The 22,491-nt window shown below is 41.9% G+C and carries 21 protein-coding genes; 1 reads left to right on the forward strand and 20 read right to left on the reverse strand.

Features of this window, described 5'->3' with window-relative positions:
- Nucleotides 1–55 precede the first annotated feature (55 nt).
- The 10 genes from K358_RS0109135 to K358_RS0109180 all read right to left on the reverse strand — a co-directional run bounded on the left by K358_RS0109135 (nucleotide 56) and on the right by K358_RS0109180 (nucleotide 6,705).
- Complete coding sequence (locus K358_RS0109135) at nucleotides 56–370, reverse strand: AzlD domain-containing protein (protein WP_027696535.1); 315 nt, start codon at nucleotides 368–370, stop codon at nucleotides 56–58.
- Entirely contained in the window at nucleotides 367–1,104 is a 738-nt protein-coding gene (locus K358_RS18270; protein WP_051241255.1) for an AzlC family ABC transporter permease, read from the reverse strand. The genes K358_RS0109135 and K358_RS18270 overlap by 4 nt, the downstream gene beginning before the upstream one ends.
- Nucleotides 1,105–1,109: 5 nt before the next feature.
- Nucleotides 1,110–1,958, reverse strand: a complete 849-nt coding sequence (locus tag K358_RS0109145) for a tetratricopeptide repeat protein (RefSeq protein ID WP_051241256.1) — start codon at nucleotides 1,956–1,958, stop codon at nucleotides 1,110–1,112.
- Nucleotides 1,959–2,062: 104 nt separating this feature from the next.
- The gene (locus tag K358_RS0109150) at nucleotides 2,063–2,596 is read right to left on the reverse strand and encodes an NUDIX hydrolase (RefSeq protein ID WP_027696537.1); all 534 of its coding nucleotides are present in this window, start codon (nucleotides 2,594–2,596) and stop codon (nucleotides 2,063–2,065) included.
- Between the two features lie 25 nt (nucleotides 2,597–2,621).
- Nucleotides 2,622–3,329 carry a phosphonate utilization transcriptional regulator PhnR gene (gene phnR, locus K358_RS0109155; protein ID WP_027696538.1) on the reverse strand — a complete coding sequence of 236 codons (708 nt, stop codon included), beginning with the start codon at nucleotides 3,327–3,329 and terminating at the stop codon, nucleotides 2,622–2,624.
- Between the two features lie 136 nt (nucleotides 3,330–3,465).
- Nucleotides 3,466–3,627, reverse strand: coding sequence for a YqaE/Pmp3 family membrane protein (locus tag K358_RS19010; RefSeq protein WP_027696539.1), 162 nt, complete (start codon nucleotides 3,625–3,627; stop codon nucleotides 3,466–3,468).
- Nucleotides 3,628–3,734: 107 nt separating this feature from the next.
- Nucleotides 3,735–4,133 carry an OsmC family protein gene (locus tag K358_RS0109165; protein WP_027696540.1) on the reverse strand — a complete coding sequence of 133 codons (399 nt, stop codon included), beginning with the start codon at nucleotides 4,131–4,133 and terminating at the stop codon, nucleotides 3,735–3,737.
- A gap of 33 nt (nucleotides 4,134–4,166) precedes the next feature.
- Nucleotides 4,167–4,565 (reverse strand): YccF domain-containing protein, encoded by a 399-nt coding sequence (locus K358_RS0109170; RefSeq protein ID WP_027696541.1) that lies wholly within the window; start codon nucleotides 4,563–4,565, stop codon nucleotides 4,167–4,169.
- Between the two features lie 99 nt (nucleotides 4,566–4,664).
- On the reverse strand, nucleotides 4,665–6,032 hold the full coding sequence (locus K358_RS0109175; RefSeq protein ID WP_027696542.1) for a TrkH family potassium uptake protein: 1,368 nt from the start codon (nucleotides 6,030–6,032) through the stop codon (nucleotides 4,665–4,667).
- Between the two features lie 10 nt (nucleotides 6,033–6,042).
- Nucleotides 6,043–6,705, reverse strand: coding sequence for a potassium channel family protein (locus K358_RS0109180; protein WP_027696543.1), 663 nt, complete (start codon nucleotides 6,703–6,705; stop codon nucleotides 6,043–6,045).
- A 318-nt stretch (nucleotides 6,706–7,023) separates the two neighbouring features.
- On the opposite strand from K358_RS0109180, the gene K358_RS18275 reads away from it, so the two are divergent.
- Entirely contained in the window at nucleotides 7,024–8,193 is a 1,170-nt protein-coding gene (locus tag K358_RS18275; protein ID WP_244875244.1) for a mechanosensitive ion channel family protein, read from the forward strand.
- Nucleotides 8,194–8,312: 119 nt separating this feature from the next.
- Here K358_RS18275 and K358_RS0109190 read toward each other — a convergent pair whose 3' ends face one another.
- The 10 genes from K358_RS0109190 to K358_RS0109235 form a co-directional block, all read right to left on the reverse strand.
- A complete protein-coding gene (locus K358_RS0109190) occupies nucleotides 8,313–9,713 on the reverse strand; it encodes an aspartate aminotransferase family protein (RefSeq protein WP_027696544.1) in 1,401 nt (466 codons plus the stop codon).
- 43 nt (nucleotides 9,714–9,756) lie between these two features.
- A complete protein-coding gene (locus K358_RS0109195; protein WP_051241264.1) occupies nucleotides 9,757–11,226 on the reverse strand; it encodes an NAD-dependent succinate-semialdehyde dehydrogenase in 1,470 nt (489 codons plus the stop codon).
- Between the two features lie 289 nt (nucleotides 11,227–11,515).
- Nucleotides 11,516–11,983, reverse strand: coding sequence for an Lrp/AsnC family transcriptional regulator (locus K358_RS0109200; RefSeq protein WP_027696546.1), 468 nt, complete (start codon nucleotides 11,981–11,983; stop codon nucleotides 11,516–11,518).
- A 46-nt stretch (nucleotides 11,984–12,029) separates the two neighbouring features.
- Complete coding sequence (locus K358_RS0109205; RefSeq protein WP_027696547.1) at nucleotides 12,030–13,217, reverse strand: M24 family metallopeptidase; 1,188 nt, start codon at nucleotides 13,215–13,217, stop codon at nucleotides 12,030–12,032.
- 446 nt (nucleotides 13,218–13,663) lie between these two features.
- Entirely contained in the window at nucleotides 13,664–15,886 is a 2,223-nt protein-coding gene (locus K358_RS0109210) for a TonB-dependent receptor (RefSeq protein ID WP_156888712.1), read from the reverse strand.
- A gap of 276 nt (nucleotides 15,887–16,162) precedes the next feature.
- Nucleotides 16,163–18,184 (reverse strand): Fe(3+)-hydroxamate ABC transporter permease FhuB, encoded by a 2,022-nt coding sequence (gene fhuB / locus K358_RS0109215; protein WP_027696549.1) that lies wholly within the window; start codon nucleotides 18,182–18,184, stop codon nucleotides 16,163–16,165.
- Nucleotides 18,184–19,158, reverse strand: a complete 975-nt coding sequence (gene fhuD / locus K358_RS18280) for a Fe(3+)-hydroxamate ABC transporter substrate-binding protein FhuD (RefSeq protein WP_083962790.1) — start codon at nucleotides 19,156–19,158, stop codon at nucleotides 18,184–18,186. Before fhuD ends, fhuB begins: the two co-directional genes overlap by 1 nt.
- A 22-nt stretch (nucleotides 19,159–19,180) precedes the next feature.
- Nucleotides 19,181–19,948 carry an ABC transporter ATP-binding protein gene (locus K358_RS0109225; RefSeq protein WP_027696550.1) on the reverse strand — a complete coding sequence of 256 codons (768 nt, stop codon included), beginning with the start codon at nucleotides 19,946–19,948 and terminating at the stop codon, nucleotides 19,181–19,183.
- A 371-nt stretch (nucleotides 19,949–20,319) separates the two neighbouring features.
- Nucleotides 20,320–21,495, reverse strand: a complete 1,176-nt coding sequence (locus K358_RS0109230; RefSeq protein ID WP_038150038.1) for a benzoate/H(+) symporter BenE family transporter — start codon at nucleotides 21,493–21,495, stop codon at nucleotides 20,320–20,322.
- A 111-nt stretch (nucleotides 21,496–21,606) separates the two neighbouring features.
- Nucleotides 21,607–22,488 carry a LysR family transcriptional regulator gene (locus K358_RS0109235; RefSeq protein ID WP_027696552.1) on the reverse strand — a complete coding sequence of 294 codons (882 nt, stop codon included), beginning with the start codon at nucleotides 22,486–22,488 and terminating at the stop codon, nucleotides 21,607–21,609.
- Between the last annotated feature and the right edge of the window lie 3 nt (nucleotides 22,489–22,491).

Below are 22,491 nucleotides of genomic sequence, written 5' to 3' on the forward strand. Positions count from 1 at the left end.
AGCACCTCTTTACTTGCTTCCTTACACGAGTATAAACTCAAGTAAAGAGGGGGTGCTATACAACCCAGGCATTGAGAACAAAGAAGCAAAGCATACTTAAAACCGTCGTCGCAATAACATTCTTTGTTTTCCAAGCAATAAACGCCGCGAGAATAGCCGCTATCAAGTATGGATTATGATAAGAAACCGATAAACGATCATCGTGGATAAACACAATCGGTGCCCAAATAGCGGTTAACACTGCCGGGCTAGAGTAGCTAAGCAAACGCTGCGCATTGCCATTTAATTTCAGTGGTAGCTTGGGGGAAAGAAACAAATAACGGCTTAAAAACACCACCGCTGTCATCGCCAAAATTGAAAGTAGAATCATGCTTCTCCCTCACTATTTTGATGAGAAACGGCTTTATCTTTAGCATTACCTTCGACCAAGTAACCTGCCACCATCGCGAGCAAACTGGCAATAATAAGGCTACCTTCGATTTTCCAATAACTCAGTAAAACAGATGCTACCAAGGCTACGATTACCGATGTTAAAACAGACCAAGTTTTAATCGTCGGAATGACAATCGCAATAAACGTTGCGGCGACGGCAAACTCAAGTCCCCACTGATCTAAATTCGGAATTTGTTTTCCTGCGACAATCCCGATAAAACTAGCAATATTCCAAACTAGGTAGAAGCTAAAGCCTGCACCTAATGCGTACCAACGACTAAACGCTTTTTGAGTTTGATGGCCACAAACCGCAAACAATTCATCGGTAAGTAAAAAGCCTAACCCTAGACGCCATTTAAGCGGCAAAGAGCTCAGCTTTTCACGCATCGACATACTGTAAAGAAAGTGACGAGAAGTAATAAACAAAGTCGTCAGCAACATAGTCCACAAGCCTACTTGAGCATCAAACATACCCGTTGCCACGAGTTGCGCGGCCCCAGCAAATAAAATCGCCGATAACGCTTGCGCTTCAAGTGGGGTTAAACCGATATCAATCGCATACGATCCTGCCAATAACCCCCAAGGAATTACAGCTAAACTTAAAGGAGAAATAGCTAAAGTCCCCCGCCATATTTGCGATAAACGGGAGACATTTGAAGAAACGTTATTCATAAATATTAAGAGTGCTCATTGCTATCAATTAGGGTTTCGAAACGAGGATTACCTCTTAACATTTCAAAATCTGGCTCATCAGAGGCAAGTTCTCGAAGTGAAGCACTCGATTCAATCGCTAAAACAAGATCATTAATCGCTTGCTCTTCCGCACCGAGTCGAGAGTAGGCACAAGCACGTTGGTATAGAGCGTGCCCATTATTATCATCAACTTCAAGTACTCGATTACAAATACTCAACGCCCAATGGTATTCATTGATTTCCATTGCTGAATCGGCTTTATGGGTTAACGCTTCGAGATCACCAGGGCGAATTTTTAAAATTTCATCATAAGTTTCAATTTTTTGCTCTGGAGTCTGAGCACTCTGCGCACGAAGCCACAAGTTATGAACTTCATTAATAATTTCAATTTCGCGGTTGTTCTCTGTAATGATCCGCGTCTTACGCTTTAAGTCACGCTCTAAGGCACTAAACTTTTTCTCATAAGACATGGTGATTTCATTAAGACGCTTATCAGCCATTTCTTTGGTGTTGTGCTTAATCTCTTTCAAAGACTGCCAACCGACTAGTGCAACCAAAGAAGCGACACCAGCGATAATGTAGAAAAAGTAAGTTACGGTAATATTGGAATAGTTGAGCGATTTATCTGCGACAGCCAATTCTCGGTCGGTAATTTGCACCGTCAAGCGACGCTCTAGATCTTGCTGCTCGGTCCGCAGTAATTTTAACTCATCGAGGATATAGCGTTCCATCAAAGGACGATCGAGCATCTCCGTCTCTGAGTATTTTTGCGGTTCATCTGCTAGCGTCTGAAATGACAATAACGATACCAGTACAATCCATAACCACTTCATAATTTCGTCCTATTATATTATCGTTTTCTTCCGCCAAACTTTAACATAATTACAACCAAATTATAGCTTTACCCCACACATAAATAAGGGGTAGAGACAAGATTCTAGTTATGAGTACTTTCTAAACACTGGTCAACTATCAACTGTAGGAGAAAGGTTTCTCGTTCAATCGACATGCCTTTTTTATCACTTAATTCAATGGTTTTTAAGTTGTGCTCTATCGCTTGTTGAATATTAATCCACACGGGCTTCATACCATTATTGATTTCATGCGATTCAAAACTGGTTTCACCTAACGTTTCATCAACTTCGCAGGTATAACAATAAGACAGCATGTGCATCACATTGGCATCATCTTTGTACCATGGACGAAACTCTTCATAGCAACCGAACGCTTCAATATTACGAATATTCTGCGCACCCGTTTCTTCTTGTAGTTCGCGGATCATGCCCTCTACTTTGTCTTCACCAGAGTCTAATCCCCCACCAGGCAAGCTGTAGTCGTGGTAGCGCTCGGTATAAAGTAGCAGAATATTCTCACCTTTCATGGCAATCGCACGTGTTGCTAAGCGTTGAATAATCGATTTAGATTCTAACTTTTGCACATCTGGGTGCACGGTACTGCGTAGTAATTTCATTAACTCTTTATTCTCTTTAAAACGGTTATTCAATATTAAAATCGGCCACAGACTCAATACACATCGCATCATGACGCCAAAATTCAAACGCACAATCAAGCAATATTCCATCTTGGTTATAACGCATTTTTTCAACAAGCGTTGCTGGACTACCCGAAGTGGCACGTAAAGCTTGAGCGGTTTCCCCCATCAAAGAAGAAGCGGTAATGCGATATCGAATTGCTTGGTACTCTTGATGGTAGTGCTGACGATATACATCAATAAGAGAAGCACTTAAGTCATGCTCAAGAAGATTAGGAAATAAATTTGGATGGACATAAGTCGTCACAAAAGCCACTGGGCGATCATCTAAATAACGCACCCGATCAATACAATAAACATTGCTAAAAGGTTTCAGGTTTAGTTGCTTCGAAGCTTTCTTATTAGCCAGCATGGATTTTGCAGTGATCAATTTTGTTTCTGGTTTACGCTGCTGAGCGAATGCCATTTCAGTAAAACCTAACGCTTGACTAGGATCGTATATCAACGGCTCTGGAGAGATAAACCAACCACGTCGGTCTTCTCTATACACTTTACCTTCGGCTTCCAGTAAAGATAATGCCTCTCTTAAAGTCACCCTCGTGGTATCAAAAGATTCAGCCAATTGACGTTCTGATGGTAGTTTTTGCTTGGGCATCAGAAGGCCAGATTCTATTTGCTCTACAACGGCATCTTTAATCTTCACATACTGCATCGGCGATTCGGTATCCTAAATGGCATTTCTGTATTGAAACAAATTCTACCATGTTCTATTTGTTTTGCTGCTGAAAAACTAAAACGCCCCATACATAAGCATGAGGCGTTTGAACTACGACAAGAGAATAAGTCTACTACTTAGTCACAAGCCATAAAGCATGAATCATCGCAGGGAAGAAAAAGAAAAAGCACAATACTACGTTGATCAGTAGATCTTTACCTACACCACATTTTAAAAATACGGCTACTGGTGGAAGTAATACCGCTAAAATAATTGCGACTAATTTGTTATCCATATATTTTCTCCGAAAAACCAACAAAGCATGATTATCAAATAGTTAAGTAAACTTATCTAGTAAAATCAACCTTATTGGAGAAATTTTACTATTTACAGACAAACCGTTTAAACAATTGACCAACTATGCGTCATCGTGACACCCGCCCCAAGCATTAAACAAACTGAGCAATATTTCTCTAACGACTCAGAAACGGCTTTTTCCACTAGTTCTTCATCTAATTGTTCGCCGGTTAATTCAAAGTGAATGTTAATCTCGGTAAATACTTTCGGTGCGGTTTCTCGACGCTCAGTAGTCAGTTTAGCGACACAGGTTTTAATATGTTGCCCGGCACCTTTTAGGCCATCAACCACATCAACTGAACTGCAACCACCCGCAGCCATCAATACCATTTCCATCGGGCTTGGTGCCGTTTTACCGCCATTGCCATCCATCACAACAGAGTGACCAGACTGTGATTCACCGATAAACTGAAAACCATCAACCCATTTTACTTGTGCTTGCATACTCATTCCTTTTAATCATACCTATAACGGAATTTAATATTTCTTCACGATCGTTTGGCCAATCGGTGCTAATGAAATAACCGCTAATTTGATGTGCTGAATACCAAAAGGAATACCGATGATTGTCACGAAACAAGCTAATGCTGAGGCTAAGTGACCCAGTGCCAGCCAAATGCCAGCAAAGACAAACCACACCACATTACCAAGCATGCCTAAAAACCCGGTCCCCATATCTTCTTTGAAGGTTAGTTCATTTCGCTTAACGGCCTCTTTACCAAATGGAAAAAAGGTAAACGTGCCGATGATAAAGCACGATTTAGCCCAAGGAATACAAATAATCGTCAAAATACAAATCAGGCCAGCTAACCACCAAAACAGCCCCATGAATACGCCACCCAGTAGGAACCATAAAATATTACCAATCGTGCGCATTTAAACCTCGTTATTTATAAAGTAAAGCGAGCACCATAGGCTCGCTTTAAAACTTAACTTATTCTCATTATATATACAAATATCAAAATATTACATTAATTAGCCAGTTAGAACGTTATCTTCTGGGTATTTCAATAAAGTTGGCTTCGGTTTCGCTAACATATACGCCAACGTCAAAGGCCCGATACGGCCAATAATCATGATCACTACCATGATATATTTGCCGGGCTCTGATAACTCTGCAGTTAATCCGGCAGAAACCCCTACTGTCGCGAATGCTGAAATTGTTTCAAACATTACTTTATCAAAACTGGCTTTTTCGGTAAGCATCAATAGGAACATCGAGCCCGTTAGTATAATACCGCTGACTACGATAATCGCTAATGCACGAGTTACTTTAGGCCAACTGACTGTTCTACGGAATAAAACTGCATGTTGTTTTTGCTTTAAAAACGCCCAAGTCGCGACAATTGCCACCACAAACGTAGACACTTTAATACCACCACCGGTTGAGGCAGAGCCCGCACCAATGAGCATTAAAACAATCATGATAAGTAGTGCTGGCTGGGTTAACTGGCTTATATCAATACTATTAAAGCCGGCAGTACGCGCCGTTGCCGATTGGAAAAAAGCCGCGAGCCATTGTCCACCTTCCGATAAATGCCCCATTGTCGCAGGGTTATTACGCTCTAACAGCCAAAACATAATGGTGCCAAATAGTAATAAAATAGGAGTAGCGGTTAACATGATTTTGGTATGTAGATTAAAACCACGAAATCCACGACGCCAATTGGCACTGACATCTGTAATCACGGTAAAACCAATACCACCGATAATAAATAAACCGGCAAGAGGGAAAGTAATCGCAGGGTTTGCGACGTAGCCCATAATGCTGTCAGAAAATAGAGAAAAACCGGCGTTATTAAAAGCTGAGACCGAATGGAATAAGGAATAATACAACCCTTTCCCCCAGCCCATTTCTGGCACCCAAGTAAAAGCCAAAATTATCATTCCGATCAATTCAGCAATACAAGCGAAGATAATGATCTTGGTGACTAATTTTTTTAAGTTTACGTTCTTATCTTGCCCTAACGCTTCTTTCGCTACCGCTTGTTGCTTTAAGCTTAATCGAACACCAAAGATATATAGCAAAACGGCAGATAACGTCATTTGCCCAAGACCGCCAATCTGCATCAAGAGCATCAATAATATTTGCCCTTCGATAGTAAAGTGTTGTCCGGTATCAACCACACCTAAACCGGTTACACTAATTGCAGAGGTCGCAGTAAAGAGTGCATCAGTAAATGACAGACCAGAAACAGAAAAAACAGGAAGAGTCAGTAACACTGCCGCAGGAATTAAGATAGAAAGAAAGCTGCCTAAAATGATTTTAGGTTCAGACCAACCTTTTCTCTCACCATCTTGTTTAATGGTAAAGACTGAACCTCGAGTTTCTAATAACTTCATGGTTAGCCTATTACATCGATTTCATTTTATGAGCCATAATATCTTGTGGCCCAACAATGAATAAGATATCGCCCATTTCAAGTACCGTATCATATTCAGGAGAATCAATAATTTCAGGGCCGCGCTTAATCGCCAGCACCTTCATATCAGGATCTTTACAAAGAGATAAATCACCTAATTTTTTACCCATATTTTTAAGTGCAATAACGATTTCACTGATTGCTAAGCCACTACCGATATCATGGAAATCAAACACACGACGATCCAGCATTTTACGAGCAACGCGAATCCCCATGTCTCTCTCAGGTAAAATTACATGATCAGCGCCGATTTTCTGTAAGATTTTGGCGTGGAATTTATCGTTAGCTTTCACCCAGACATTTTTCGCACCTAATTCTTTAACCACTAGAGTCGTTAAAATACTAGCATTAACATCTGAACCAATCGCCACCATTACCATGTCATATTCTTCAAGCTTTAATTCTTGAGCGGTTTCTTCATTCGCACAGTTGGCCACAATCGCGTTAGTCGCAATAGAGGAAACACCCTTCACTCTTTCTTCATTAACATCAATTGCAAGTACTTCTGCACCTGCACTACATAACTCTTCACACACTGAACGTCCAAAACGTCCTAATCCGATAACTGCAAACTGTTTAATTGAAGATTTCATACTCTGATATAGCCTTTCAAATCACTGAACGTTATGTACAGTAGAGAAATAATGAAAAAGATCGGCAAACCCTACCAACTATTTCTTTAAACACCAACTTATTATTAATCAAAAATCAAAACCTTGCTTCATCTTGTCGACTTTTTTAACTATCTATCACTAAAATGTTTACAATTTGATCTAATCCTCCGAATAGGTATAAAGCTACTGTAATCATTCAAATAAAATCATACGGTAGGTTAATGATAAGAGTAGGAATAAATTGGGATTTTTGATAGTTTAGTTACCGTAGACACACTCGTTTAGCAGGAAATCAGTTTGAAAGCATTTTATGAACGTTTTAATACTTTTCTAGCTAACCATTCATACAACTGGGTAACCGATCTGCTAACGATTGCAGCTTCTAGTTTTCTTGTTTGGTTAATCTGGCGCTTTATCTATGCGCGCTTAATGAAGTTTGCTGAAAGAACCTCACTACGGTGGGACGATGTGGTTATTCACTCTGTTCAAGCGCCTATCACTACGCTTATTTGGTGTTGGCCGATGTTGATAGGTATCAGTGTCTTGCTTGAAGATCTCTTTGACCGCTCAATCTCCTGGCTTTATACCATACAAGGACTACTTGGAATCAGCTTAGTCGTCTGGACTCTATTCCGCCTAGTTAGGTACTCAGAACAAGTCATTTTAGAAAACAACAAGCGTGATGAAACGACCGTTCAAGCTTTATCCAAGGTTGTGCGGATTATCATTTTCCTCATAGGTGCGATGACCATATTGCAAACCTTAGGCTTAAGTCTTTCTGGTTTGCTTACCTTTGGTGGTGTCGGTGGTTTAATTGCAGGTCTTGCGGCTAAAGACTTACTGTCTAATTTCTTTGGCGGCATGATGATTTATCTAGATCGCCCTTTTAAAGTTAATGATTGGATCCGCTCTCCAGACAGAAGTATTGAAGGTACAGTTGAAAAAATCGGTTGGCGCATGACAGTAATACGCACCTTCGACCGACGCCCGCTTTATGTTCCTAATGCTATTTTTAGCAATATCGTGGTTGAAAACCCTTCTCGTATGCTCAATCGACAAATCTACGAAACGATTGGGTTACGTTACCAAGATGCCAATAAAGTGAACGCGATCATTGAAGAGGTTCGAGACATGGTGACCAATCACCCTGATATTGATGATCGCCAAACCATCATTGTAAATTTCGATACTTTTGGGGATTCATCACTCAACTTCTTTATCTACGCGTTAACAAAAACCGTTGCCTGGGTACGCTTCCATGAAGTTAAACAAGATGTACTCTTAAAAGCTTTAGATATTGTCCATAAGCATGGTGCGGATGTTGCTCTTCCTGCACAAGCGCTGCATATGCAAACCCAGTTGAATTACCCAACGCCAGAAGAGGCACAACAGCAAGGAACTTCAGAGGCACAACAGCAAGGAACTTCGGAGCAAGAAAAACCAAAATTCTCAATTAAGATGAAGTAGTTCTTCTCTCCAATCACATAAAAAATAAAAGCATTTCTTCCCACAACCATTTCACACAACAATGAGTGGAAAGAAATGCTTTATTTTCAACTACGTTTTATCAACCTAGCCGTTCGGCATTAGTACCAAAGTTTCTGTTTAACCAGATTCTCCATCACCTGATTGACCGCTTGTTCGGTAATATCTACCATTTGGTCAATATCACTTTTGGTTGCGACTAGAGGTGGCGCAAACCCTAAAATATCCCCATGTGGCATGGCGCGAGCAATTAAACCTCGCTCTAAACACGCTGCCGCAACTTGTGGCCCGACTTTTAAGCTAGGATCAAATTGAGTGCGATGGTATTTATCTGACGAGAACTCAAGACCATGCAACAGCCCTACTCCACGGGTATCACCAACCATAGGATGATCGACAAATTTCGCATGCATTTGCTGTTGTAAGTATTGCCCGACAATTCGGCTGTTTTCCACCAACCCTTCACGTTCGATAATATCAAGATTACATAACGCTGCCGCAGCGCCCATCGGATGCCCTGAGTAGGTATAACCATGGCCAATCGCACCCCATTGATCGGTTCCGTCTTCTAAAACCGACCACACTTTATCACCAATGATCACACCTGATAGAGGCAAATACGCAGAAGTTAGCCCTTTCGCGACCGTCATAAGGTCTGGTTTCATTTGATACAAATCTGAACCAAAATTGACACCTAGTCGACCAAAGCCACACACCACTTCATCAGCAATCAGTAAGATGTCGTATTTATCGAGCACTTTACGAATTGCAGGCCAATAACCGCTTGGTGGTGGCACAATGCCGCCCGTTCCGAGTACTGGTTCCGCTATCATCGCAGCAACGGTATCGGGATCTTCTTTTAAAATCTGCGCTTCCAGTTGATCGGCACAGAGTTGAGAGAATTCTTCCTCGCTCATATTATCCACTTCACGGCGATAATAATAAGGCGACATGGTGTGTTTAATCCGCTCAAGTGGTAGATCAAAATGCGCATGGAAGATTGGCAAACCTGTCATGGAGCCAGATGCAATACTAGAGCCATGATAGCCACGCTCACGCGAAATGATTTTTTTCTTCTCAGGCTTTCCTCGAGCATTGTTGTAATACCACACCAGTTTGAGTTGAGTTTCATTGGCATCACTACCTGATAGACCGTAGTAGACTTTGCTCATGCCATCTGGAGCCCATTTTAAAATTCGGTCAGAAAGCTCAATTAATGCCTCATTAGTATGGCCCACATAGGTATGGTAGTACGCCAGTTTCTTCGCTTGTTCATAAATCGCATCGGCCATTTCTTCACGTCCATAGCCAACGTTTACGCAATATAAACCGGCAAAGCCATCAAGAAGTTCGATGCCTTCCGAATCGGTAATTTTCAACCCTTTCGCGCCAGTAATAATACGACCTGGCAACTCACCTGCGGCGTACTGCTTCAAATGGGTAGAAGAGTGAAAAATGCTCTCGCGGTCAGTTTTTAAAAGTTGCTCTGTTGATTTAGTCATATCTTTTCTCCTTTTAATTCACTCATCAATTCACTTTATTTACTCAAGATCCGCTCGCCGTTGGTAGTTGCCCTAAACAGCAGTATTTAATCTCACTGAATTCATCAAAGCCGTGGCAGCTTCCCTCTCGCCCGAGACCCGACTGTTTAACGCCGCCAAATGGTATTGGCCCACCGGTCATCTTGACGGAATTGACACTCACCATGCCAAATTCTAACCCTCGCATGCAGCGCCAAATATCATGGATATTGTGACCATAGACATAAGCCGCTAAGCCATATTCGGTATCGTTGCTCATTTCAATCACTTGCTCTACATCGTCATAAGGGATCACACCTGCAACGGGGCAAAAGTTCTCTTCGCGATACACCGCCATATCCGGAGTCACATCCGCAAGCAAGGTAGGCGGAAAAAAGTTCGCTCCCGATAAATGACCTTGATACTGGGAAATTAAGCGCGCCCCTTTATCGATGGCATCGCTGACTAAACGCGCCGCATTTTTGGCAGCATTCGCCGAAATAAGCGGCCCAAGTGTGACTTTCGGATCAAGCCCATTACCCACCACAATGTCATTCATGGCCTTGGCAAACTTATCTAAGAACTTTTCATAGTGACGACGCGGAACAAAGATACGATTGGCCGCTAAACAATCTTGCCCAGAGGTTTGAAACTTAGCATCGATAGCAGCATGAACCACCTGATCAATATCCATATCATCCAGCACAATAAATGGCGCATTACCGCCTAACTCCATGCTGCATTTTTTGACCGTATCTGCCGCTTGTTTTAGCAATAATTTGCCTACCGGTGTTGAACCAGTAAAAGACAATGCTTTAACCACAGGAGAAGCACACAAGGTTTTTGAAATCATCGCCGCATCGCCCGTCACGACGTTAAATACTCCAGCAGGAAAACCACAACGATCGGCTAACTCCGCTAAGGCAAGTGCTGAAAATGGCGTATCACTAGCAGGTTTAATCACCACGGTGCAACCAATGGCTAATGCCGCGGCCGCTTTACGTGTGATCATCGCATTAGGAAAATTCCAAGGGGTAATTAAAGCCGCAACGCCAATAGGCTCTCGCAACGTAGAAAGTTGCGCATTGTTGATATGACTGGGAATGGTATGCCCGTAACTACGACGCGCTTCTTCAGCAAACCAACGAATAAAGGACGCGCCATATTCCACTTCACCTATTGCTTCGGCGAGCGTTTTTCCTTGCTCAACCACCATTAAATAGGCTAAATCTTGCTTGGCTTCTAAGATGGCGTAATACCAATTCATTAGAAGGTCGGCACGCTGATCGGCACTTAATTTTCGCCAAGGATGGAAAGCGTTATCTGCCGATTCGATGGCTTCTTCAATTTGTTGTTCTTTTAACATGCTGATGTAGCCAATAGTCTGGTTGTTCGCAGGGTTTTCAACCGCATGAAAACTATCACCACATTGCCATTTCCCATTGATATAAGCGTGATTTCTCACCAGACGAACATCATCCAGCAACGTCATCATTTCATGCGAAGCTTTATGCTCATTGTTGTTAACATAATGAACAGAGTGGTGGTTATTTGACTCATTAGTGGAATAAATATCTCGTTCAGCAAATCCCATGATGACCTCCCGTCCTATCAAAGTATGAGTAGAAGAATTAGCTCATAGTTAAAAGATAAGAAAAGCCGAGTAAGAATGTTTTTGAAGAAAAGAGATTGAGGTAAGTTTTTTTCTGTTAAGTCACCAGAATTCAGAGATTTTTTCTGGTGACGTTAAATTAGTTAAACTACGGATAACTCGTTGCCACAATTCAATAATGGCTTTCCACTGACGTGGCATTTTGCTTGATGGTTTTTGTCACGATATAGGTAAAATAACGCTCAATTCCAAGATCGGAATCAAGCCATAAGTCCATTAAACGTTGGTATTGATCAATATCTTGCGCCTGTACCTTGATGATGTAGTCAACCCCACCGCCAGTGGCATAGCAATCTGTGACTTCTGGGGTTTCACACATTAATGATTCAAATAGTTTAAACGCTCTCGAATGATGCTCTTTTAAAGAAACTTCTACCAAAACCGAGGTTCGTTTTAATATCTGATTGATGTTTACTCTAGCGCCATAACCTTCAATAATACCGGCTTTTTCAAGCTTTTTAACTCGCTCCCAACATGGGCTAACGGATAAATGAATTTCATCCGCTAATTGCGATTTAGTAATGCGCCCATTTTCCTGCAAGATTTGCAGTATTTTCATATCATATTGATCAAGCTGCATCACACCTCCAGCCTATTAAATACTTCCATTCCTAGTGCTTTAAATTCTAGTGCTTAATAAACAGGTGACGCGGATAGTCACACAAAGCTTGAGCACCAAATGATGTAATCACAATACTTTCGGTGGTTTCCAATCCCCAACTATCAAACCAAAGGCCGGGCATCAAATGAAACGTCATGCCTTCTTGCAATACCGTTTGATCACCACTGCGTAAGCTCATAGTGCGCTCCCCCCAATCAGGCGGATAACTCAACCCAATCGGATAACCACAACGAGCCCCCGCTCTATCAAACCCTGCTTTATCTAAGATGGTTTGCAGTACATTGGCTACATCGGCACAAGTATTCCCGGGTTTCGCAACATCCATCGCCGCTTCTAACGCAATAGTTAACGCTTCATCGGCACGTTTAAACTCATCGTCTGGCTCACCTAAAAATATCGTTCGGGATAATGGGCAATGGTAGCGACGATGCACGCCAGCCATTTCAATAAAGGTTCCTTCCCCCTTATTAAAAGGCTGATCATCCCATGTTAAGTGTGGCGCTGAAGCATCTGCACCAGAAGGTAGCATAGGCACAATCGAAGCGTAGTCACCAAAGTGTCCTTCATAACCTAATACCGCCTGGCGATTGATCTCCGCAACCAAGTGATGCTTTGGTAATCCAGGTTCAATCATGTCAAAGGCAACCCTGTGCATGTTTTCAACGATACGAGCAGCATAATACATGTACAGTAACTCTTGCTCAGATTTCACCGCACGGCACCAGTTAACCAAGCCTGTTGCATCTAATAATTGAGCATTCGGTAAGCTATCTCTCAGCCACTCAAATGCTGTGGCGCTAAAGTAGTAGTTATCTTTTTCGACGCCAATACGTCCTCTATCCCATAATTTAGGTGCAAGAACAGCTTTAACTAGATATTCCATCGGGTGTAATTGAGGGTTCATTACATAATAGTCGGGATAATAAAAGACGCTTTCGGCTGCCATATAGACAGTTCGAAATGCTCCGTTAGCATCTAAATATCGACCAAACCAAATGGGCTCACCGCTGGTCGATACCACAACACACTGAGGGACATAGAAAGACCAACCATCATAGCCGGTTAACCATGCCATATTGGAAGGATCATGAATGATTAATAAATCCAACTCATTCTCTTCCATTGACTGACGGACTTTAAGTAAGCGTTGTTGATATTCTTCCAACGAAAACTTAAATACAACTCGTTGCATATCCATTCCTCTTTGATAAAAAGCAGCGTCTGATTTGCAATATAAAAATCGCAATCCCATCATTTAAAATTCAGAGATCGATTACTGATTATTAGGGTCTGTCTACCTGACCCTAGTACCAATCCAAATTAGTAGATATTCAAACTTATATTTTGATGAATTAAGCAACTATCGAGCCATTTTTTAAAATGATATTAAGAAGCGATTAGTGATGGCTGATTGCTTAACTCTAGGTTTTGAAATTAAGACTGATTACGACTGATTTCGATTGGTCTATCCCTGCCTGATGCAGGTTAAAAAAGGTTGAATAATAAAACCGTCATAATTTTAGTATGGTTCAGGGAATGGAATTTGCACAAAAAATGTATTTCTAAAAAAAACAGACACGCGATGTGTCTGTTTTTAGGTAGGTTTCTATCAATTTTTATAATGCTGAAATTTTAAAATTAGTACTTAACCTGATAACTCAGCATATAAGTACGGCCTTGGCCTTTGTAATCAAATACCGAGGCTGGACCGTAATATGGAGAATAGAAGCCTTGCGCTCTTTGCCCCCACACTGTGGTGTAATCTTCATCAAACAAGTTTTGAATACCAAAACCTAGGCTCCCCACGGGAAGGTTAACCGAAGTCGTTAAGTCAACTGTCGTATACCCATCCAACTCCCCGTCAAAATCATCCGTTAAGTCAAACATGGTATTACTTTGCAATCTTGCCGCGAAAGTATCGTCATACCAACCTAACCATGCACTTGCTTTTGATGCACTAGCATAGTTAACCGATGTTTTAACCCAGTCATTATTACTGTCTTTTTCTTCAGTACGCACTACATGACCAGAACCACCGATTTGTAGATTGCTTGTTACCCAATAATTCAATTCAGTTTCTAAGCCATAAACACGCTTATCAGAATCTTCAACGGTAACCGAAAGGTTTGAACTGCTGTTCGAAATCACTTTATCTGATAACGAAATATATGCGGCAGTCTGAATGCTTAATTCACCAATTTGGTTACGCATACCCACTTCAAAACTGTTAGTCGTCATGCCTTCAAGTTCTGTATCAGACACATTGATGCTATCGACTAAAGTTAAATGGCCATTAGCTTGTGGCTGATAAGTACCATAACCGTAATATTTTGCAGGATCTGCTAAATCAAAGCCTTGAGAAAAGTTCGCCCACACTTGGTTAGCTTGGTTAATGTTGTAAATGGTTCCTAAGTTAAATAAACCAACGTTATAATCTGTGCTGCCGCCATCAATACTATCAGCAGAAGTTGCTTGCCCTAAAGCGATCGCCGTTTGAGCTTTTCCAGCAACAAAGTCATCAATCGTATTGTTGATGTATTGGTAACGGTACCCCCCCTGAACTGACCAATCATCGGTAATATTAAACTCAGCTTGAATAAAACCAGCAATCGAGGCGACTTCAGTTCCAGGGTAACGACCAATAGTCGCATAACTATTATTGACTAGCCCACCAGTAGCAGCACCAGTAACGGGGTCAAAAATAGTTTGGCTGCTATCTAATGAATCAATATAACCATCAACACCATATGTTAGGTTAAAGCGGCCAAAGTCTTTTAATAACGCCATACGCAAGCTGACTACTTCTGTATCTTGCTCAGAGGCCGCAAGGTAAGAACCGTAGATGAAAGGAATGAATGACATATTCTCTTTACGGTAAGAAGCTTGCACCATTAACTGATGATTCAAGAAGTCCGTGTTCAAATAATTAAGATTCAGCATGTAACGTTCAGTTCCGCCTTGCTGATCTGATTCGAACCCTTTGCGAACTTCAACCTGACTAGGATCGGCTAAAGCGGCAAAATTCTGACCATAATAGATACCGTAAGGGCTATCTTGTTGACTATCATAATATTGGGCAAGAATAGAAAGTGTTTGAGTATCGGTTAAATTAATCTCACCAGAAGCCATCAAGTCTAAGGTCGTGTTGTACTGCAACGAACCTTGAGTAGTGTCAGGCACAATAATGTCGCCATTGCCATCGTATTTACCACCGCCATCATGATATACAGCAGAAATTCGACCACGGGCTTTCTCATTACCACCACTGATCGATTGGGCAATTTTTCCATCATAATCATCACTGTTATTAAAGCCTGAGCCACCACTTAGATAAGTTTCACCATGTAAACCTTCTTGTGTTGCTTTCTTAGTGACAATATTGATTACACCACCGGTTGCCCCTGCCCCGTAAACGGATGTCGCACCTGAAAGCACTTCAATGCGTTCAATATTAAATGGGTCAATAGAATCAAATTGGCGGCTGATCGAACGAGATGAATTTAGTGATACGCCATCAATCATTACCAAAGCAGAACGACCGCGTAGGTTTTGCCCATAGTTGGTACGTCCTTGGCTGCCCACATCCAATGAAGGAATAGTGGCCGCTAGAATATCGCCTAGACTCTTACCATTACGTGCTTCTTGTTCAATACGCTCTTGGTCTACATACCAAACCGTACCCGGAATATCACTAATACTTTTTGGCGCAGTACTTGCCACTACTACCACGGTATCCAATGATGTGGTTTTCTCTTCGGCCTGAACGGAAAAGTTTGAAACTCCTGCTAACGCTAAAGCCAAGCTGACAGGTGCTAATTTTTTTGGTGGCAAGTTGAGTCCTTTTAACGTGTTGATTTCCATTTAACTTCGTCTCTCTATACTGTTTTTATTAATAAATGCCCATTCATTCTTCTTAGCGATTAGCGCTATTGATAATCCATCACTTCAATAAAACACCATTACTGATAATCGAAATATCAATGATAAGCATTCCTATATTGAGTAATGGAAATCCCGCTATATTGACTCTATGGCCAACTTCATACGGTGTTGTAGCTATCAATTGTTATAATTATCCATTATTCAAGCTACAGGTTTTGGTTGAATCTAAATGCTCAACCTTATTATTCCTACGATTTAACTCTGCTTTCTTAACAAATAGATAAAGTAACCACCACCAATCAGTGATGCCAGTAAACCCGCGGGTACTTGCCAAGGAAACCAAATATTTCGTCCTAACCAATCTGCTAGTAGCATGATGTTACTACCTATCACGCAGGACAAGAGCATTTGATGTCGTGCGCTATATTGCCCCATTGATTTAGCCATATGCGGTGCCAATAAACCGACAAAACTAAGCGGCCCCACAACGATCACTGCCAACGCAGTAAGCATTGAGGCAAACAACATCAAACATTGTCGAACTCGATAGGTATTTAGCCCTAAAGCACTCGCGGTAATGTTGCCTAGCGCCATCAAATCTAGCCAGCGGTGGCAGGCAAATAATCCAGTCGCTAACAACACAGTACCAACGATCAAAAGTAATGAATCTGACCACGCTACTAAATAAGTCGAGCCGGATAACCAAGCTAATAGGGCTTTCACTTGCTCGTTACCAGAGGCCAATGAAATTCGAATCAATGAATCTAATAACGCGCTTAATGCCACACCCGTCAATAACATTTTTACTGGCGAAAGTTGGCTCTTACGGCTAAACCACCACACCATAAACATGATGAATAATGCCCCGCCACTGCCAAGTAATAACTGTTCAAAACGCGTCACCGAACCAAACAACAACACACCCAGTACTAAAGCAAAAGCAGCACCAGAACTAATACCAATCACTTCCGGGCTAGACATTGGATTGCCGGTAATTCGTTGAATAATGCTGCCTGCTAGTGCTAATGCAGAACCAGCAAAAATCGCCACCAGCACTCTTGGAGATCGTAAATCTAATACGTTCGCAGAAAAATTGACTTGCCAACCTAATTGGCTTTGTCCTAAAAACAAAGACACAAAAGCGAGCAAGGCTAGAACGATGACGGCAATAGCAAATACAGGCAAGAAACGCTGTTCAGAAAATTGAGGCTCGGAATCAGGTTGAAATTTTTGAGTGTTTGACCAACTTTTTTGATTTAACAGCCATAATAAACACGGCGCACCAATCAACGCGGTCACCGCACCTGTTGGTAATAATTCCCCAGCAATTCCAGCAAAGGGCATGACAATAAGATCAGTCAATAACAGTAAAACCGCCCCTACTAACGTGCTAAGTAATAGTTGAAAAATCAATCTTCTCGCGCCAAGTAGGCGAGCCAAACTCGGAGCGACTAGGCCAATAAAACTAATAATACCCACTTCACTGACAATGCTAGAGGTTACAAATACTGCGATCACTAAAGCGGTAATTCTAAGTATTCCTACTTTTACGCCAATAGAAGATGCAACATCCTCACCTAGTTGCAACACAGATAACGGACGTTGTATAACCAACAGCAACAGCAACGCAATGCCTAGTTGTGGCATCAAATTAACCACACCGCTCCAATCGGTTTGATCTAACGCACCTGCCCCCCAAATAAATAGCCCCGCAAGCTGCTGATCATTAAATAAGATCAACACCATATTGAGTGAACCCAAAAACAATGTAACAACCATTCCGGCTAATACCATTTGTAATGGTGCAAACCCCTTTCTAGCTGTCAATAAAAACACCAAGGCGGTAGCCAGTAAGCCACCAACAAAAGCAAACATCTTAGGTGTCATCCAGAACAGCGCGGTAAGTTCAGAGTGCCAAGCAGATAAAGGCAATAACATAGCAATCGCAACACCCAATTGAGCGCCAGATGCCACACCGAGCGTTGTCGGTGACGCTAGCGGATTCCTCAGTACAGTTTGCATCACCGAACCAGCCAAAGCCAGACCAGCACCACATAGCACTGCCATCACTAAACGAGGAAAATAGCTGTAGTGCAAAATCACTTGCTGATAACTATTTTGATCTGGGGAAAACAATGCTTGCCCTAACTGAGATAACGGCAATGAATACGGCATACTAAAACGTAATAGTACGATAATCGCCACTATTACGGCTGCCGCAATAGTCCAATATTTCATAAAGCCTACTTTTGAAGGGCTTGCTATGGCAACGTCCATTAATTCGCCTTGCTCTTCATCGCCGTATTCAAAACTTCAGTATCTTGTTTCTTTAATGAGGTGCTACCTGATTGAGTTAATTGTCTTGTCACCTCATCACTTAATTTTTGCGCAGCTAATAAGCCACCATAAGTCCAAACTGGCGGTAGCGCATGTACTCTTTGCTCACGAACAAACGCCATCACTTGCCAAATAGGATTATGGTTCAGCACTTTTCTCTCATCTTCCGTTAACGGCCCAAAATAGAATACTTCTGAGCTTTGAAGCGGTGCTAATTGCTGAATAGTGGCTGAACTAAACCCCCAATTATTACCTTGTTGTTGCCATGCATTGGTTAAACCCATTCGCTGGATCATTTCACCGGTTAGCGAATTTTCACCATGGACTCGAATATGCTTTTCACCAATAAATCGAATAAATAACAACGGATTAATCGGCCTTTTTTGGGCCTGTGAAAATTGCTCTATTTGACGTTTATTCGCTTGTAATGTTTGATCAAATTTGGCAATAATTTGCTCAGCCTGTTCGGTACGGTGTAACACTTTACCCAAACTGCGTAGCTGAGATTTTGCATTTGCTATCGGCTGATGCGAATCGGTATAAACACTCATCACCATGGTCGGCGCAATTGAATTCAGCTTTTGATAAGCAGGGCTCATCTCTGCACTCATCAAAATCAAATCGGGTTTCATTTGAGCCAGTAGTTCTAAATTCGGCTCTCGTCTTGAGCCTACACTCACAACACTGTCTGGCAATTCAGGGCTAACAACCCAGGATTGATAACCTTTTACATCTGCAACCCCAGCCGGCGTAACCCCTAATGCTAAGAGTTGCTCAGCCATCACCCAATCTAAAGCCACTATTACACTTGGTACTGCTTTAAATTCAACACGACCTAATTCATGCTTAAAACTTTCAGCATGAACACTGAACGATGTCCATAATAGTAGGAATGAAACTAGCCACGCTTTCATACAAACTTCCTTTTTAGTGGTATTAACGGATATAGCTGATCGAATGGCCCGTTTCAGGGTGAATAAACAAATCCAATGGAATCCCGTATATTTTCTGTAAAACATCTTGCTGCATTAACTCATCAGGCGCGCCACTGGCTAATACTTTTCCCGAATGTAACGCCACCATATGATCGCTGAATCTCGCCGCCATATTGATATCGTGAAGCACCATAATCACCGTTAACCCCAGTTCTTGATTCAGCTCTCTAACTAACGCCAATAATTCATATTGATGCGCAACATCTAATGCCGACGTAGGTTCATCCAATAAAATGCATTCACTCTTCTGTGCCAGTAACATCGCCATCCAAGCACGTTGTCTTTCACCACCAGAAAGGGTCGCGACAAAACGGTTTTTCATATGGGTTAACCCGACTTGCTCAATAGCTTGATCGATATACTCATCATCTTGAGCGCTATACCTACCAAATAATCCTTTCCACGGATAACGACCAAAACGCACCAGCTCTCGGACTTTTACACCATCGGTTAACGGGGGATGTTGCGGTAAATAGGCAACTTTAAGCGCAAACTCCTTAGCAGATAATTCAGACAATGGTTGCTCACCCAAAAGAATACTGCCCTGGCTGACTTGCTGTTGCCTTGCCAGCATCTTGATCAGTGTGGATTTACCACTACCATTATGGCCAAGCAAACTGGTGACCTTGCCCTTTTCAAAGCTTAAAGACGTCGGGCTCAAAATCGTCTTATCTTGAGCCTCAAACGTAACACCTTGTAATCGAAACATATCTTTAAGCTCACTAAGCAAAACAAATTATGCAAATAGTAATGATTATCATAACCAGTATCAATAGCATATTTGCTTTATATTCATTTCGAAGGTTATTTTGTGGTGTTTTCAGTAGAGTTAACGATCAGAGGTAGGTCAATTAAATAGAGAGACACCAATAAAGGTGACACTGTCATCAATATGGCAAGTATTGTTCTGATATCTAAAATAAATCAGGTTATTTACATTGTAAATTCGAAGGGACATTTATGAGAGTTAGGCTTTTGAACCACAGCATAACTTTGCCGCGCAAGCTCTATATGATTGAAATAAATAAAGATCTAGTCTAAAGCTAGATCTTTATTTTGAACTATAAACCTGATAACAGACTACTTCCCCATCACCTTTTTATGCACAAGCCCAGCGATTAAACCCCAAAGTGTCGATCCGATACCGAACAAGGTAATGCCCGATAAGGTCACTAAAAACGTATATAGCGATGATTCTCGTAAGCTTTCATCTGAAAATGCACTTTGCATGCACATTAATAGAGTTCCAAGTAACGCAAGGCCAGCCAGAATATTCGAGATCTCTTTTGGTAGTGCTAAGAAAATCGTTACTACTGCGGTCGCCCATAAACCGGCGATCACATAAAACATCCCCGCCCACATCGCTGAGCGGTAACGCTGCTTTCTATCTTCATCCACCTCTTCATTCATGCAAATCGCAGCTGAAATTGCAGCAAGGTTTAGGCTAAAACCACCAAATGGAGCGAAGAGCATATTAAGGATGCCAGTACCAATAAATACAGGCTTGGCAGGAACGTGATATTGATAACTGCGCATCATGGCAAAGCCGGGTAAGTTCTGCGACAGCATGGTAATAATATAAAGCGGTACACTCAGGTTAAGCATCGCCATCAGGCTAAATTCAGGAGTTACCCACATCGGCTTCGCGATATCTAACGAAATACTTTGCCCGACAAATGCACCAGAGAAAATAGCAATCGCCACACCGACAATAAGCAGCAACATCATGGCATAACGTGGTAGATAACGTTTCGCCACAAAAAAAGTCACCACCATTAATCCAAATGTCGCAGGGCTACTCATCACAGGAGTAAACGCTTTAAGGCAAAATGGAATTAAAATAGCAGCCAGCATAGCGGTTGCGAGTTGAGATGGGATCTTTTCAATCAGGCGACTAAGGGGAGAAATTAAGCCAGTAAGCACAATCAACAAGCCTGAAATGATGAAAGCGCCAATCACTTCAGATAAAGCGTATTGCCCTACTACAGCCACCAACATCGCCGCACCGGGGGTTGACCACGACATCAATACCGGCATTTTGTAATACCAAGAATAAGCAATCGAACTGACCCCGACCATTAAACCTAATACCAATAACCAACTGGCAATTTGTAAAGGGCTTGCTCCGGCTGAGGTGGCGGCTTGTATGATGATAACAATCGAGCTGGTATAACCAATTAACACTGCGGTAAAGCCTGCGGAAATATGGCTAATATTGCCCCACGACTTTAAGTGATCTAACTTTGCATAATCCATCATGTGCGTCGACGCTTCCTTGTCATCCGTGGCTCAATTTAAGCCATCATATCCAAATTTATCTAATCAAGTAACTCTATAGCAACTCTACTGAAGCACGCAACGAAAGCATTAAAGCTGAATACTTTTAAGTTGAGCAATCAACTCTTGGGTAGCCTTACCCTGTGGATGTTGAGTTGACCAAATAAGATCGATTCCTTGATTCCATGGCTGAGATTCAAAAGACAACTCTAGTCGCTTTAATTGATTCGAAGAAACAAAATCGTTGACTACTTGAGCCGGTAATGAAGCCCAACCTAGCCCTTGTTGTAACATAGGAATAGTCGAATGTGCACTTTCTGTACGCCATACTTGATCAGACACGCGCCATCTTGGCGTATCTTGATTGTACCGACTAGTGATTAAAAACTGACGGTAATTCTCTAGCATTTGCCATGTCAGTTTTTCTTCCTTGGCCAGAGGGTGATCGACACCAGTTACACACCAAAACTCCAAAGATCCCAACCCATAGACTTCAATTTCTCCGGGATACATCAATTCTAACTGCTGCAAAACGGCCAGTTGCGCTCGACCATCGCGAATGAATTCTAACACTTCGCTCTCATTCACATGCAAAATTTCTATTTCGACTAATGGGTATTGTTGTTCAAAATGAAATAGTGCCTCAGCCACCGCCTGCGTCATCGCCATTGATTCCACCACTAGTGTGATCTTCTCTTCAACGCCCATTTGATAAGCATCGGCTGTCGATAAAAAGACGCCACATTCATTTAAAATGCGTCTTGCACGTACCAACAATGCTTCTCCATGCACTGTTAACGTTGGCGAACGAGTAGAACGGTCAAACAAGTTTAAATTCAAATCCGCTTCCAGGTTAGCAACCGCTGTACTCACGACCGATTGCGCTTTACCTAAATGCCGGGCAGCTGCGGAAAATGAACCTTGTTCTGCAGCTGCCACAAAAGATTGCAGCTGCTCAATTGAAAAACGCATCTT

The organism is Vibrio litoralis DSM 17657 (genome assembly GCF_000426765.1).
GTDB classification, from domain to species: Bacteria; Pseudomonadota; Gammaproteobacteria; order Enterobacterales; family Vibrionaceae; genus Vibrio; species Vibrio litoralis.